11 protein-coding genes and 1 tRNA gene are annotated in these 16,189 nt (G+C 51.8%); 9 read left to right on the forward strand and 3 right to left on the reverse strand.

What is annotated here, in order from left to right; translation table 11 throughout:
- Positions 1–3 precede the first annotated feature (3 nt).
- Positions 4–1,356: a sigma-54-dependent transcriptional regulator gene (locus ACKWCC_RS02325; RefSeq protein WP_413994286.1), complete on the forward strand. Its 1,353-nt coding sequence runs from the start codon at positions 4–6 to the stop codon at positions 1,354–1,356.
- On the opposite strand, the gene ACKWCC_RS02330 is transcribed toward ACKWCC_RS02325, so the two are convergent.
- From ACKWCC_RS02330 to rbfA, 3 genes are all read right to left on the reverse strand, one after another.
- Positions 1,331–3,799 carry an ATP-binding protein gene (locus tag ACKWCC_RS02330; protein ID WP_413994287.1) on the reverse strand — a complete coding sequence of 823 codons (2,469 nt, stop codon included), beginning with the start codon at positions 3,797–3,799 and terminating at the stop codon, positions 1,331–1,333. The two genes, ACKWCC_RS02325 and ACKWCC_RS02330, sit on opposite strands and share 26 nt — an antisense overlap.
- 225 nt (positions 3,800–4,024) lie before the next feature.
- A complete protein-coding gene (locus tag ACKWCC_RS02335; protein ID WP_413994288.1) occupies positions 4,025–5,233 on the reverse strand; it encodes an FtsX-like permease family protein in 1,209 nt (402 codons plus the stop codon).
- A 3-nt stretch (positions 5,234–5,236) separates the two neighbouring features.
- Positions 5,237–5,629, reverse strand: a complete 393-nt coding sequence (gene rbfA, locus ACKWCC_RS02340; protein ID WP_413994289.1) for a 30S ribosome-binding factor RbfA — start codon at positions 5,627–5,629, stop codon at positions 5,237–5,239.
- A gap of 196 nt (positions 5,630–5,825) precedes the next feature.
- Here rbfA and mce point away from each other — a divergent pair, with 196 nt between their 5' ends.
- From mce to ACKWCC_RS02380, 8 genes are all read left to right on the forward strand, one after another.
- Complete coding sequence (gene mce, locus ACKWCC_RS02345; RefSeq protein WP_413994290.1) at positions 5,826–6,257, forward strand: methylmalonyl-CoA epimerase; 432 nt, start codon at positions 5,826–5,828, stop codon at positions 6,255–6,257.
- A 69-nt stretch (positions 6,258–6,326) separates the two neighbouring features.
- Positions 6,327–6,403 (forward strand) — tRNA-Ile (locus tag ACKWCC_RS02350).
- Positions 6,404–6,948: 545 nt separating this feature from the next.
- Positions 6,949–7,968, forward strand: coding sequence for a LacI family DNA-binding transcriptional regulator (locus ACKWCC_RS02355; protein WP_413994291.1), 1,020 nt, complete (start codon positions 6,949–6,951; stop codon positions 7,966–7,968).
- Between the two features lie 51 nt (positions 7,969–8,019).
- Positions 8,020–11,619, forward strand: coding sequence for a glycoside hydrolase family 38 N-terminal domain-containing protein (locus tag ACKWCC_RS02360; RefSeq protein ID WP_413994292.1), 3,600 nt, complete (start codon positions 8,020–8,022; stop codon positions 11,617–11,619).
- 60 nt (positions 11,620–11,679) lie between these two features.
- Positions 11,680–12,387, forward strand: coding sequence for an RraA family protein (locus ACKWCC_RS02365; RefSeq protein WP_413994293.1), 708 nt, complete (start codon positions 11,680–11,682; stop codon positions 12,385–12,387).
- A gap of 43 nt (positions 12,388–12,430) precedes the next feature.
- Entirely contained in the window at positions 12,431–13,876 is a 1,446-nt protein-coding gene (locus ACKWCC_RS02370; protein WP_413994294.1) for a sugar porter family MFS transporter, read from the forward strand.
- A 51-nt stretch (positions 13,877–13,927) separates the two neighbouring features.
- Entirely contained in the window at positions 13,928–14,734 is an 807-nt protein-coding gene (locus tag ACKWCC_RS02375) for an SDR family NAD(P)-dependent oxidoreductase (RefSeq protein ID WP_413994295.1), read from the forward strand.
- 8 nt (positions 14,735–14,742) lie between these two features.
- Positions 14,743–15,897 carry an ABC transporter substrate-binding protein gene (locus ACKWCC_RS02380; RefSeq protein ID WP_413994296.1) on the forward strand — a complete coding sequence of 385 codons (1,155 nt, stop codon included), beginning with the start codon at positions 14,743–14,745 and terminating at the stop codon, positions 15,895–15,897.
- Positions 15,898–16,189: the final 292 nt, after the last annotated feature.

Raw genomic sequence — 16,189 nt, forward strand, 5'->3', positions numbered from 1 at the left:
CCAATGGCCAAAGTTCTTATCGTGGAGGACGACACCTCTTTCGCCAAACTGCTGAGTACCTACTTGACCCGAAAACAATTTTCTGTAACCACCTGTATGGACGGGCCACAGGCCGAAAAGATCCTAAAGGACAATGACATTGATGTGGTGGTGGCCGATGTTAGGCTTCCAGCCTATGACGGGGCCACATTATTGACCAAGGTCTCCCAGGGCACCCCGGTCATTATGATGACAGGTTATGCCGAGGTGACCGAGGCGGTCAGGGCCATAAAGTTGGGGGCATACGATTATGTGGAAAAGCCCTTTACACCAGATAGGCTATTGGCCTTGATAGAGGGCGCCCTTAAAAAAGGGCCCAGGGTGGAGCGTCACGCCCAGATTTCCCAGCCATACGTACAGCATTCCGACAAAACCAATGAGATGGCCCCGATCGATCTGCGCAGCGCCGCGGCCAAAACCCTCGGTGAGCACATTGCATTAGTGGCGCCCACGGACATGTCCGTGCTGTTGAACGGTGAGAGCGGAACGGGCAAGGAGGTGGCCGCTAGGAACATCCATGACAGTAGCCCGAGAAAAGACCGCCCTTTTGTGGCGTTGGATTGTGGTGCCATCCCCAGGGAATTGGCACCAAGTGAGTTTTTTGGCCACGTAAAGGGAAGTTTTACGGGGGCCATTACCGATCATGTTGGCAGTTTTGAGGCCGCCGATGGGGGCACCCTTTTCTTGGATGAGGTGGGCAATCTGTCCTATGACAACCAAATTCACCTGCTCCGTGCCCTGCAAGAGCGCAAGGTGAAGCCCGTGGGCAGCAATAAGGAAATCGAGGTGAATGTGCGCATCATATCGGCCACCAACGAAGACTTGAAAAAAGCGGTGGAAAAAGGCAGTTTTAGGGAAGACCTGTACCATAGGCTCAATGAATTTTCGCTGAGCCTTCCGCCGCTGCGGAAAAGGGACGGGGACCTTGAGGTCCTGGTGCACCATTTTTTGGATAGGGCCAACAGGGAACTGCATCGGGGGGTGCACCATTGTTCCGAGGCCGTTTGGGCCATTTTTAAAAGCTATTCCTGGCCGGGCAACATCAGGGAACTCCAGAACGTGATCAAACGGGGGGTGCTCCTGAGTACTGGCAAGGTTCTGGAAACTGCCGTGCTGCCCTTGGAAATGACGGGAAACCTGGACGTGGGCCATGACCGTGGACAAGGAGCCCCCCTTTCCAAAGCTGCCTACGAAAAAGAGCGTATTTTAAAGGCTTTGGAGCGCACCGGGCACAACAAGTCCCAAGCGGCCAAGCTTCTGAACATTACCCGTAAAACACTCTACAACCGCATCAATCAGTACGGATTGGACGTGTAGCGCCACGGTGTTCGGCCAGGGCTTGCAATAGGGCGTCCAGGGCGGGGAAGAGGGCTTTCAGGACGGGCTTTATTTCCCCAATGGTTCCCCCCTTCCCCATTTTCTCCAGGGTTTCCAGGGCGCCAATGCATGACACCACCTCCAATTGGCGGAACATGGGCAACATTTTATGGGCCAATGCCCCAATGGAATCCACGTCCTTGGCCTTTAGGGCCTTTCCCAGTTTGGCCCGGTGGGCCTTGGTGTCCTTTTCAAAGGCCAACAGCAATCCTTCCAATGCTTCGCTGTCGTTCCCCAAAAATGCTTCAACACTTGCCGTGCGGAAAGGCTCCTGGTTTCGGGAACCGCTTTTGGGCTTGCTGGGCGGCAAGGGCGTTTCCAGCGGCAAGAAAGTGCCCAAGACCTTTTCCAATTGATGCATGCCGAAGGGTTTCCTTAAAACACCGGAAAAGCCTTCTGCCAGCAGTTCTGACGGGGCCAGATCCTGCCTTCCCGTCATGGCCACAATGGGCTGTTCCCGGTAGTGTTTCCATCTGCCGGAACGAAGCTGTTGCAATACCTCGTAGCCCGTGGCTCCGGGCATTTCAATGTCCGTGAGCACCAAATCGTAGTTAAGGTCTGGCAGGGTGTGCAGTGCCCCGCCGCCGCTCAGGGCCGTAGCCTCCAGCCCCAAACGGGCCAATTGTTCCACGATCAATTGGCGCATGGGCGCATCGTCCTCCAATACCAAGATGGAACCGGCGAGATTCGTCATGGGCCCGGCCGTGGTGAAGGTTTGCCCCGCCGTTCCTTTGTCTTGTGCAACGGGCAAGGTCAGGGTAAAGACACTCCCCTTGCCCAGGGCACTGCTTACCCTGAGTTGTCCGCCCAGGAGCTGGGCCAACATTTTGGAAATGGTAAGGCCAAGGCCATACCCCTTGGGGCTGCCCACCGTTTCCTCGTGCGCTTGGGCAAATTCCATAAAGATGCGGTGCAGCTGCTTCTCGGGAATGCCCCGGCCCGTATCTGAAATGGAGATTTCCACGGCGCCCCCCTGGGCCAACGGGCCCAAAAGCCTTGCGCGCACCACAATTTCCCCCTGATCGGTGAATTTGTGGGCATTGTCCAAAAGGTTGGTCAGGATCTGCCGTATTCTCAGGGAATCGCTGTGGATCGTAAGCGGTTGTACGGGAGCAATGTCCAAGCGCAGGGCAAGGCTTTTTTTATTGTGGTACAGGGCCATGCGCTCTGCCACCTCGGAGATGAGCGCGCCCAGATCAAAATGGGTCTTTTCCGGTCTCAACTTTCCCGCTTCCAATTGCGAAAGGTCCAACAGATCTTTCACCAAACGGTGTACATAATGTGCGGCAGACCTCACTTGGCCCACCTGTTCCCGCTGGCGGTCCGTAAGGTCCGAGCTGGCCAACAGCTCGCTGTTCCCAAAAATGGTGTTGATCGGGGTGCGTACGTCATGGCTCACCATCTTTATGATCTGCTCCCTGTTCTCCAATAGGGATTCCGTACGGCTCTTTTCTTCCTCCAATTGTTTCCGGTAGGTTTTGGCCCTCCAGAAATCCCGGTTCAGCATCAGCACAAAGGCAATGGCCACCAATAGGCCCAGGGCGGCCGCAATTCCCGCCCATTGCACACTGCGCCTCAAGACCGCCTCTCTTTGGCGGTTCTCGTCAAAACTCTTCACCAGAAGCTCTTTTTCCAAGGAAGAAAGGATGGACCTCAGTTGCAGCGATAGTTCTTGGTCCGTGGCATGCATGGCGTTTTCCTGTTTGGCCAGGCTCCTCGCGGCCAGGGCCGTTTCGTTCTGAACGCCTTTTAGGATGTTCCTGCCCAGGGAGAAAAGGCTGTCCACTTTTTTGGTGGCATCGCCGTCCGTGTCCGTCTCCGGCACGTTCTCGTTCAAGAGCTGGGCCATTTTTTCAATGGTCTCCCTTACCCTTGGGGGCAGGGTGGCCAGGTTGGGAACCAGGGCCTCCGGGGTTATAATGCCCAAGGAGGCCTCCAGGGTGTCTAGCTGTTGTAGGGCATTGGCAATGGCCGTTTTGGTCCGGTCCTTTGAACTTAGGGCGATCAAGGCCCGGTTGTTCTCCACTTTTTCGTTCAACAAAAAACGGAGACTGTCCAGCAACTGGTATTGGTTTCCATCTTGGGAAAGCCCTTGCAGGGAGGCAATGTGCATTTGCACGGAGTCAATTTTTTGCAAATAGGCACTGATGTCCGTTTCTTTTTGCGACCGAAGGGCCATTTTGGAGAAGGCTTCGGCCTCGTGCAGTTGGGTGAGCAGGCCGTTTACCATCAACAATTTGGTCTCGTTTTCCAGCGTGTTCCCCACGGCCATATAGCGTTTCAACTCGCCATATACCAAAAAGGCGGCCAGTAGGGCCAGGCCAATGAGCACCAGATAACTGAAGATGATTTTTAAGGTGCTGCCGATCCGTATTCGCCTCATAACGCTGTATATACGGGGTCATGGGCTGCCTGCGCCGTTGCCAAAACGTTAAATCTTTTGGTGCGCCCCTTTTTCCAGGACTGGTGCCAAGACCAGGGTCCCGGCCCTTGGTGGCCAACCTCCACAGGACATACGGTGTCTGAGTCTGTGCAGGGCACGGATGGAAAGGGGTGGGCAAGGGGGGATAGGGGCATGGCCCATCTCCCGCCGGGCAAGGGAAAAAACTCAGGCCGCCCCCACCAGGGCGTTGTTCACCCGTCCGCTGGCAATTTTGGAGGCCAGGGCCCCAAGGACCAGAATGGTGGCCAGGACAATGAGCACGTTAACGGGCTTAAAGGCCACGGGGTAGGCCAATGATGGGGTGATCTTTAACCAGCCAAAGGCAATTTGGGACCAGATCAGCAAACTGCCCAAGAGCACGCCCAAGGCCCCTCCCAGACCGGTGACCAAGAGGCCCTGCAAAAAGAAGATGTTTCGCAGTTCCTTAATGGTGGCACCAAAACTGTACAGCGTTTTCAGGTTCAGCTGCTTGTCCAGGATCATTATGATGATGGCGCCCACCACGTTAAAGAGGGCAATGATCAGCACCAGGGTAAAGATGAGGTAGGTGGCCAGGTTCTCGGTGTTGAGCATTTTGTACAGGGTGCTGTTCAGTTCCTGTCTGTTCTTCACGGTCACGGAAGGCCCAAAAACTTTTTGCAGGGCTTCCCTAAGTTGGGACTCACTGGCTCCCGGGGCCATTTTGATGTTGATGGCCGAGAATTGGTGCGCCTCCTTTTCCAAAAGCGCCTGTACCAGGGGCAGGGAACCAAAGACGTACTTATTGTCCAGGTCTGCTTCAATGGCATAGACCCCGCCAATGACCATGGGTTTCTGATTGTACAAGGAGGCAACGCCCTGTTGGGAAATGGAGCCCTTGCCGGGTTTAAAGGCATAGATCTGCAAGGGGCTTCGGAACTGGTTTAGCGTTACCCCCAAAATATTGGTGATGCCTATGCCCGCCACCACCTGTTGCTCATTAATGGTCCAGTCTCCCAAATACAGGGTGCTGTCCACCCCGGTAACGGCCACAAAGTTGGAGTCCACCCCCTTTAGGTAGGCAATGTGGTTTTTTCCGCGATGCTCCAAATAGACCTTTTCCTCAATTTCCTTGGCAAAGCTGGCCACGCCCCCCAACCCCGAAAGCTGTTGTTCCTGTGCCGGGCTTATGGTAAAGAACTTGCCCTGTGCCGGAACCACCTTGAGCTCTGGATCAAAAGAGGTGGTAAAGGACAGGCTAAAGTCCTTGAGCCCGGCAAAGCCCGAAAGGACAATGAACAGTGCCGCAGCGCCAATGACAATGACCAGAAAAGTAATGAAATTGATGATGTTCACCGCGTTTTGCGAACTCTTGGACCGCAGGTACCTTTTGGCAATGTACAGGGAGAAGTTCAAAGCTCAGGATTTTTTTCTTCTGGGCAATAGGTCGCGATTTTCTATGGGGTTTTCTTCACCCTTAAGGGATTTTTCAATGTTCTCTATATAATCCAGTGAATCGTCCAGGTGAAAGTGCAGCTCGGGCACCCGTCGCAATTGGTTTCGGGTGCGCTGGGCCAGGGCATGCTTTATCAATGGCTGGTTGGATCGTATGCCCTCCAGAAGCTCCTTTGCGCCCTTGGTGGGGAAAATGCTCACATAGACCTTGGCAATGGAGAGGTCCGTGGTCACGGAAACCTTGCTCACGGAAATCAACGTGCCCTTTAGCCCCCCTTCCAGGGCGGCCTTTTGTAGGATGTCCACAATATCCTTTTGGATCACCCCGGCAATTTTTCGCTGTCTTTGCGTTTCCATGCCACAAAAGTACATAGAATAAACTATCTTAGGGAAATGATCTCCGCATTTGGGACAAATGGAGCAGCTGTGAAATGCGCCTTTGCCATTCTGGCGGCCAAGACCAAAAAACACCCTTAAAGGGCAATCATTGACCATGTGAACCCTTGCTCCCACAGTTTCGGGACAATCTTAAAAAATGAGTAAGAATCCACAGATGAAAAAAATAGAGCACTTGGGCATTGCGGTGAAGAGCTTGGAGGCCTCCAATGCCCTTTTTGAAAAGCTGTTGGGCGTGGGCCCCTACAAAGAGGAGGAAGTGGCCTCGGAAGGGGTGCGCACCGCCTTCTTTAAAAAGGGCCCCAACAAGATCGAGCTTTTGGAGAGCACCACGGAAGACGGCCCCATTGCCCGGTTTTTGGCCAAAAAGGGAGAGGGCATACACCACGTGGCCTTTGAAGTTTCGGATATTGAAGCGGAAATGGCCCGTTTAAAGGCCCAGGGCTTTGTCTTGCTCAACGAGGCGCCCAAACGGGGGGCAGACAACAAACTGGTGGCCTTTGTGCACCCCAAGACCGCCAACGGCATTTTGGTGGAACTTTGCCAAGAGGTCCCTTCCAATGACCATGGGGGACAGCCCCTGCGGTAACCGGGCCAAACCCCAATAAAAGCTTTGCCCATAAAAAAATAAACCTTAATTTTGCCCTCGCAAATTGCAGGTCCTATAGCTCAGCTGGTTAGAGCACCTGACTCATAATCAGGGGGTCCATGGTTCGAGCCCATGTGGGACCACCATAAAAATAAAGCAGTTACAAAACTTTGTAACTGCTTTTTCTCTTTAATCCGGATTATGTATTGGACTTTCGTAATGAGTGTGCATCCCGAGCATTCGGGACCAATAAAATCAAGACTTTTGCGATTGAGGCACCCGCCTGAATGGCAGGGTCGGGCGGGCCTGCCCGAACCTGCCCTTCGGTACGGGCGGGTAGCCACTGCTATGGTGATCGGGCGAAAGTCAGCGGTTGATTTTGCAGGTATTTGCGACCGTGATACCTGCCCGTTCCTTTCAGGCGGGGCATTTTTAGGGCATCATCTGGGTATAAAAGCCGCCAAAGGGCAAGGCGCTCAAAGGGGCAAGCTGCCTTTTTAGGGGCTCCAACAAAGGAGTCCTGCGTGCGTTAATATTTTTTGACTCCCCATCTTTTTTGGATATCTTTGGTGGTATGCCCAAATTTTTTAGGGCAAAAGATGTTGGTTCCTGCGTATGGCGAAGGTCATGGAGAACCGGGACTTTTAAAAAAGGTGTTGTGGCTGCCTGGCCGCAAGCAACAAGGAAGCCGTTGAAAAGAGTATTTCTAAAAGATATAGCCAGAGACCTTAGCGTTTCCAAGACGGCGGTCTCCTTGGTGCTCAACAATAAAGGCGATGAAAATAAAATCAGTCAGGAAACCCAAAAGAGAATCATTGCCTACGCCAAAAAGCACAACTACGTGCCAAATCAGTTGGCAAGGGCCCTGAGCAGGGGAAAAACGGAAACCATAGGATTGATCATCCCGAATATTTCCGATGCCTTCTATGCCAAAATGGCGGGTTGTGTGGAGCAAAGAGCAATGGAATTGGGTTATACCGTTATCTTTAGCAGCTCCAAGGAGCGACCGGAGAAAGAGACCGGCCTGATCAGGGCCATGCTCAACAGGCAAGTGGACGGACTCATCATTGCCTCTACCCAGAAGAACAGGGAAGACATGGTGAAGTTGCAACAGTTGAAGTTCCCTTTTGTCCTGGTGGATAGGCATTATCCAGACCTGAAGACGAACTATGTGGTGGCAGACAATTTTGAAGGCACCAAGAAGATGACGCAGCACCTTATCAAAAATGGAAGGACCCGTATAGGTCTAGTGAGCATAGAAAGTGGGCTGGATGCCATGCAGCAAAGGAGATTGGGCTATGAGCACGCTTTGTCCATTGCTGGGCACAAGGCTCCCGGCAATTACATAAAAGAGCTCAACGCGGAGAACCATGCCCAAGAGATGGGGCAAGCAATTTTGGACATGGTCAAGGGCCAGGACAGCGTGGACGCCATCATGTTCACCACCCATTATCTGGCAGCCTCCGGACTAAGGGAACTTAAAGCCCTTGGGGTAAAGGTGCCCACGGAAGTGGCCATTATAAGTTTTGATGAACTTGGGGCCTTTGACCTGGTGAGCCCGCCCATAACCGCAAGCAAGCAACCGGTTGAGCTTATGGGCAACACTGCCGTGGAGTTGGTGGTGCACGAAATAGAGAAGAAAACCGCTGCGCCCAAGGGCCAAAGGAGGTTAGAGACCCAATTGATGGTGCGAAAATCTTGCGGCTCTTAATTTTTTAACAAATACTAAACCGATTTAGTAGGTCATTAATTCAAAAACGTTATGAAGAACATCGCCCGTAGAGCAGCCTTTTTTGTCTGTTCCCTTTCGCTTTTATTTTACACTGGCATTGCTGCGCCAACATGGCCCGGATCCACACTACCCGATCGGGCACCGTTCCATGAAGGCAACGGCAATGCGCACATTCAAGAGCTTAACACCAACTACATGCTGTACAATATTGTGAAAAACGATATTGAGGGCTATAGTGAAATGTTGTCCGGGTCGGAATTTTACCTCTACCCTTCGCTGCGCGAAGACATCAATGTATCCATGATCGCAAGGGCCACCACGGGAAAAATGGGGTTTGAGTTCCTTACGGGCCAAGTGCCAAAGGACCATGGGGAAGATACGGTAACCTTTCTAATGCTGGCCGATGTGGATCTGAACCTCAGCGAATCCTTTGACGTGCAGGTGAACAACCAGCCCCTCTTGACCTTCAACTCCAACAAGGACGGCACCTTGACCATCACGGACAATCCCGGAAAGGGCAAGGTGGAGTTTGTCTTGGTAAAAAGGGACTTGAACGGCGACGGAATAGGTGTTTTAAGGCTCACGGTTCCCACTGCATCCATTAAAAAGGGCGAGAGCGCCAAAGTACGTTTTGTGGGCCACAGGGAGAACAGCAATTGCTGGATCATGATCTTTAAGGCACCGGATGTGGTGGATCGCATTAAACGATCGGTGCGTTCGGAGGCGGCATTTGTCATTAAGGAAAAGGACGGGATGCTCTACGTGGACGCCCCCGCACATTTTCAGGGCAGAAAGGTACAGCTGGTGAGCGATGGCAATAAGAGCGAACAGCAGCGGTTTAGGCCCTTGGGCGAAATAGCAAAGGCCTCTTTTAGGATGTCTCCGCCAAAAAATTCCTTTTCCATTTTGTTCGGGGACGATGAAATAGTCATGGCCTTTGAAGATGGCACCGGCACCCTTTCCAAGACCAATATTGTGGGCAATTACATTTACCACAACATATCGGGCTTCAGCAACGGGTGGAGGGCCTCTTTGACCAAATTGTACAAACCCGAGTTTTTTAGGACCTATGAAGATTTTTTCGATAAAAAGTATGAGGCCGGGCAAGTGTCCATCATGAACTCCAGCCACCAGGACATTGCCTGGGTAGATCGTCCGGAAGTCTGCATCATTTTGCGGGACACCTTATTGCTCACCCCGGTCATTAAGGACGCCTTTGCCAGGGAAGATTATGGGTTTGATATTGAGGATGGCCTTATTTTGCGGGAGTATCTGGCAAGGCATCCAGATTCAAAAGAGCGCATCACGGAGCTACTGAACAGAAAATTACTGTCCGTTGGGGCCACCTACAACTGCCCTTACGAGGACATGTACGATGCCGAGGATCAGGTACGTCAACTATACCTTGGCAAGAAATGGGTGAAGAAGCACTTTGGGGGCTATGACTCCAAGGTGTACTGGAACGTGGATGTGCCCGGAAAATCATTGCAGACTCCGCAAATATTGAAAAAGGCGGGTGTGGACTATATGGTGATCAGTAGGCACGCAAAGGGAATGTTCCATTGGGCCAGCCCAGATGGCAGTTCTGTCTTTACCTATTCCCCAGGGCACTATGGCAACGACCTCCTTTTCCTTTCCAGGGACATGGACAACAAGATGAAATACGGTGCCGAACAGGTGCTGTTCTGGGAAAACAGTTTTGATGGCGGCAATATCCAAACGCCATTATTGTCCAGCCAGGACATGCTTCCGGCCATTGATTATTCCGGGTTCATAGACAACTGGAACAGTTTTGAGTCGGTCAAGGACGAAAAGGGTGTGGACCGAGAGGTCTTTCTGCCGGACATGGAGCTGATGACCATGGACGAGTTCATGCCCCTAGCGGAACAAAAGGCCACCAAGGTAGATACCATTATGGGCGAACGGCCCAATGTGTGGGTGTACATTCACGGGCCCGGGCATCGGGAAGCACTTACGGCGAGCCGGGAAGCCTCAAAATTGCTTCCGGCGGCCGAAAAATTCCTTTCCGTGGCCAGTATCATGGACCCCAAAAGGATGCCCTATCCTTTTGAGGAACTGGATGAGGCCTGGCAGGCAAAAATTTACCCAGATCACGGTTGGGGAGGCCATGACGGGGACATTACGGACAATCTCTTCAAGGAAAATTTGGTAAAGTCCAGGGCAATGGGCCAGAACCTCTTGAACAAAGGGGTGGACTTTCTTTCCCGTAACATCAAAAAAGATGAAAAAAAGGGGATGCCCATTGTAATTTTCAACAGCTTGTCATGGACCCGTACCGATCCGGTCACCACTACGGTAAACTTCGTGCAGGGGCAGTACAGATCCCTTTCCCTGAGCACTTCGGAAAAACAGAAGGTGGCCTTGCAAACACAAAATGTGGAACGTTTTGCGGATGGAAGCATAAAAAGTGCCGATATCACTTTTGTGGCCAAGGACATCCCGGCCATAGGCTATGCCACCTATTACCTCAGTGAGGACAAAAAGGCCAAGGAAACATCTTTTAAAAGAGCCACGGCCTCCGCTTATGAAAACGCCTTTTACAAGGTGGCTTTTGACAAAGGGGGCATTGCCCAGATCCATGACAAAGAACTGAACAAGGATCTTTTTCTCACCGACAACTTCAAGGTGGGCGATATTTTTACCCTAGAGTCCGTTGGTAACGGGGCCGGTGAATTTGGAGACGTACAACAACCTAGAATGGTAGATTTTGACAAGGTGAGCCAACACGCCCCAGAGTGGACCTTGGTGGAAGACGGCCCCGTTTTTACAACCTACCGTTTACAACAGCAGATTTTGCACGCCGTGGCCATACAAGAGGTTACGGTCTATCATGAGCTAAAGCGCATTTACTTTGACACTGCCTTGCGCAACTGGTCCGGGGAGCTCTTCCGGGAATTCAGGACGGCTTTCCCGGTAAACATGGAAAATGCGGAGATCGCCCATGAAGTTCCCTTTGGCAGGGTCAGGGTGGGCAAGGACGAGATCGAGACGGCCGGGGAGCGCTACACGCCCCTTTGCAAGGATGTGCACCCCAGGGCGATCATAGATTGGATCTCCGCGACCGATGATGAGGTTTCCATAACCCTGAGCTCTTCCGTTGCCGCCGCAGATTGGATAGACCCAACCAACCACGATGCCCAGAGACCGGTTTTACAGCATTTGCTTTTGGCCAGCAGGGTCTCTTGCCATTGGGAGGGCAATGAGTATTCCCAGGCGGGACACCATGACTTTAACAATGTGCTTACCTCCAATGAGGCCGGAAGCATCCGGGGACAGAAAATAGCCAAGCAAAAAAATGAGCCTTTGCACGTTACCGTATATCCTGAAACTTCCGCCAAGGCCAATTTGCCGGAGAGGGCAAGCTTTTTTTCCATAGATTCGGAGAACGTGATGATCACCACGGTGAAAAAGGCCGAGGATACAGAGGACTTGATCATGCGCATGTACAATGTGGAGGAAACCCAGGAGCGGGTAAATGTCCAATCCTTTTTTAACGTGGCCTCTTATAAGCAGACCAATATCATAGAGGAGAACCCGGTAGAGGTGGCGCCAGAATTAAAAGTGGGCAAGTACAGTATTGAGACCTTTAGCCTACAGGTGGAAAAATAAAGAATTTGGGGCGCGGCAATTTGCCACGGCCCATGGACAAAATAACGAACTCAGAGAAAGATGACAAACCATTCCGCGCCTTTATGGCAGAACGACCAAGAGCTTTTTAAGATTGCCAGGGAAGAACTTTTTGTGGCCCTTGTGGGCGATATACTGGATAAAATGGGCCACCTGCACCAATTTTTGCCGCCGCACATAAAGCCCTTGGACCAGAATTTTACGGTTTTGGGAAGGGCCATGCCCGTCTTGGAGGCAGATGTTTTTGAGGAGTCTTCGGAAAGCGGTCACAGCTCCATAATGCAAAAACCCTTTGGCCTTATGTTCGAGGCACTGGACAGCTTAAAGGAGGGCCAGGTCTATATTTGTTCGGGAGCCTCTCCAAGATACGCGCTTTGGGGCGGACTCATGAGCACCAGGGCCATGAAACTCGGTGCTGCCGGGGCCGTGGTGAACGGCTGGTCCAGGGACACCAAAGAGATTTTGGAACTGGGTTTCCCCTGCTTTTCCCTGGGCGGGTACGCCCAGGACCAAGGGCCGCGCGGGAAGGTGATCGATTATGGTGTGCCCATTGAGTTTGGTGGGGTAAGGATACACCCTGGAGACATCGTCTATGGAGATATGGACGGGGTGTTGATCGTGCCCAAGGATACCGTTACCGAAGCGTTTACGGGAGCCATTGAAAAAGCCAGAGGGGAGCAAACCGTGAAGAAAGCCTTGCAAGAGGGCATGAGCACCGTGGAGGCCTTTAACAAATTTGGCATCATGTAGTGAGGCACCACTTGTTGCCCAAAACCATCAAACAGCAGAAAAAATGCCAGCTCAAAAATCAAGGTATTTGTTGGGAATCAGTTTTGTATCTACCATAGGAGGGTTTCTCTTTGGGTATGACACGGCCATCATCTCCGGGTGCAACACCTTTTTGGAGCAGCATTTTGAACTCGATGCGGCCGCCCTTGGATGGATTGTTTCATCGGCCCTCTTGGGCACCATTTTGGGCTGCGTCATTGCCGGAAGCATTACGGATGCACTGGGAAGAAAGAAGGCCTTGATCTTGGCCGCCAGTTGCCTCACCGTTTCTGCCGTGGGCTCCATGCTGCCGCCCCAGTTTCTTGGAACCATGGACCAAGCCTTTTGGATCACCTCAAACACGGACACCGCGTTCAATTTCTTGATCGTGGTGCGCATCATTGGCGGTGTGGGCGTGGGCATTACATCGGTGGTGGCCCCCGTGTACATTTCCGAACTTTCCAGACCGGAGAGCAGGGGGCGTATGGTTTCCCTGTACCAACTGTCCATTACCCTAGGTATCCTATTGGCATTTCTGGTAGATTGGTTGGTGTTGAGCAGCGCCGGAGAGGCCGCCGGGGTCATCTCCGGAAGCAACACCAATATGTTCCATTGGCTTTTTGTGGAGGAATTATGGAGGGGCATGTTCGGCACCGAAATTCCCATAGCCCTGCTCTTTCTCTTTTTGCTCTTTTTTGTGCCCGAAACCCCGAGATGGCTTGCAGGTAAGGGCAGGAGCAATGAGGCCGAGATCATTATGATAAAAATTCACGGGGAGGAGCACGCCCGATCTGAAATGATCGAGATAAAGGAACTGGCCAAGGAAGAACAAGGGGGGCTCAAGGAACTTTTACAGCCCTTTTTGCGCATTCCGCTCTTAATAGGGGTATTGCTGCCCATGTTCTCCCATTTAAGTGGTATTGCCGCCATCATGTACTTTGCCCCGAACATTATCAACGAGTCGGTACAGCGTGTGGAAAGTGCCTTCCTGGGGGCGGTGTTGGTAGGCGTGGTTAACAGCGCCTTTACCTTTGTGGCCATAATGAACATAGAAAAGTTTGGGAGGAGGAGACTTTTGTTGATCGGCGTTGTGGGGGCCTTTGTTTCTTTGGCCGGCGTGGGACTTCTTTTCGCCATGGATTCGCAATATGTCATTGTGCCTTTGTTAATGTACGTGGCCAGTTTTGCCTTTTCCTACGGTCCCATTGTTTGGGTCATTATAAGCGAGATCTTCCCAACGCGCATTCGGGGCCTGGCGGTTGGCCTGGGCAGTTTTTCGCTCATGCTCACCGGCTTTGTCATAACCCTTACCAACCCCATCCTCATTGAGGGCATAGGCCCGTCAGGAACGTTTTTCCTATATGCGGCACTGACACTTCCCGCCATTTGGTTCATTTACAGATTTGTTCCCGAGACCAAGGGGAAGACCCTGGAGCAAATTCAAAAGTATTGGCGCTCCATAAAACAATGACATTGACAGGGGCAGTAGGGCAAAAAACATAATACTAGAAGTACAAACGCTATGAACAGGATTGATTTAAAAGGGAAACGGGCCTTGGTCACAGGAGGTAGCCAAGGAATTGGTGCGGAAATCTGTAGGCATTTGGCCGCTTGCGGGGCATCGGTGTTCATCAATTATAACCGCAATGAGGAAAAGGCGCGCTCCCTGGCCAAGGAATTGGAACAGCGCCACGGGGTAAAGATGGCCTACGGAGGGGCCAATGTGGCCAATGCCAAAGCGGTGAAAGCCCTCTTTGCCCAAATGGACAAGGAAATTGGCGGTATTGATATCTTGGTGAACAATGCCGGAAGTGAATCCGTGAGCCACGTTCTGGAGATGGCAGAGGCCGAGTGGGACAGGGTGTTGGACATTAATCTAAAAGGCCCCTTTTTATGTTCCCAAGAAGCGGGAAAGAGAATGGAGAAGGACGGCGGCGGTGTGATCATCAATATTAGCTCCATACATGATGTGGTGCCGCGCTTGGGCCTCATTCACTATTGTTCTGCCAAGGCCGGATTAAAAATGTTTTCAAAATGTCTTTCCTTGGAGTTGGCAGATAAGAACGTAAGGGTGGTTTCCATAGCGCCGGGTGCCATTGAAACGGACATGAACCGAGACGAGATCGCCAAATTTGGCAAGGATAAGTTTGAAGATTGGATCCCCCAGGGCCGCATAGGCAACGTGGCCGATGTGGCCCAGACCGTGGCCTTTATGGCCAGTGATATGGCCGATTACATCAATGGCACGGACATCTATATAGATGGGGCCTATATGAACAGCACCATACCCTATGATCCCAGGCCAGCCCGCGGGGATCAAGGAGAATAAAGACAGCGATGGCAGAAAAACGAGAATTAAGGGGCATTGCTTGGGACCACCCGCGCGGTTATGAGCCATTGCGGGCCACCTCCAAGGTATTTTCCCGGGAAAATCCGGGCGTGACCATTACCTGGGACATTCGATCCCTGAAAGCTTTTGGGGACATGCCCATAGAAGACCTCATAGGCCAATATGATCTCATTACCATAGATCACCCCTATATGGGGCAGGCACATAAGAACAACTTGTTACTGCCCCTGGAAAAAAGCTTGCCCAAAGAGGCGCTGCGCGAACTGAAAGCGGAATCCGTTGGTCCAAGCTTTGACACCTATGTCTATAATGACCATTTATATGCTGTGCCCATAGATGCCGCAGCGATCGTAGCGGCCTCCAGAACGGATCTAATGGCCCGTTATGGCCTTGTTGCCCCCAAAACAAGATCACAGTTAAGGGAGTTTTACCAAGGTTTGCCCCAGAGCCTTGCCGTGGCATGGCCCTTGTGCGCCACAGATCTTTGGTGTTCTTTTTTGTCGCTTTGTGCCCAGGATGGGAACAGGCAGTTCATTGAGCAAGGGACCATTGATGAACAGATTGGAAGTGCCGTCTTAAATGAATTGAAAGGGCATTTGGAATATGTGCATCCACAGTCATTGTACTGGAACCCCATACAGGTGCTGGATGAAATGGCCAACAAGGACAATATTGTGTACTGTCCATTTCTCTTTGGGTACACCAACTATTCCAGGTTGGGGTTCGCCAAGGAAATTGTCCATTTTTTGGATAGTCCGGCAAACCCAAAGAACCAGGTCTCCACCATCTTGGGCGGCGTGGGGCTCGCCGTTTCAAGATATTGCGAACACCCCGATATCGCTGCGGCCTACGCCCATTTTGTGGCAAAGGCCCAAACCCAAGAGAAGCTGTACACAGAAAATGGCGGGCAGCCAGCGAATATAAAAGCTTGGCAAAGCCAGGAAAACAATGAGCTGTGTCAAGGGTTTTTTCACAACACCCAAGGCACAATGGAAAGGGCCTACGTGCGCCCGCGGCATCCCGGCTGGAACGGATTCCAAGAACGGGGATCGGAACTCTTGCACCAGGGCATCCTAAAGGACGAAGAATCGGGAATTTTAATGAAACGCTTGAACGAGCTGTACAGGTCAAAGGAACAATAAGGAAACTTGTAATGGGAGCACTACCATTTTTTAGCCACATCCATTACCTAAAGGGCGTGCCCCCATTAGGGCAAAGTGCAAGAGGGACCAAGATTGGGATACAAGGTAGAATCATACAATTTAAACTAGATAATAAACCATTGGAACAAGAAGCGGTTGTCGCTGTCAGTGCTCGTATGGTTGGGCATTCCCTAATGGAAAAATGGTAGGTGGAATGTGGTCCTTCTGAAATCATTGCCGTTACATGAACTTGATACACCTAACCACCCATTGATTGCCATCAAACTTAAAG

It is taken from the genome of Maribacter aquimarinus (genome assembly GCF_047345505.1).
Taxonomy (GTDB): domain Bacteria; phylum Bacteroidota; class Bacteroidia; order Flavobacteriales; family Flavobacteriaceae; genus Maribacter.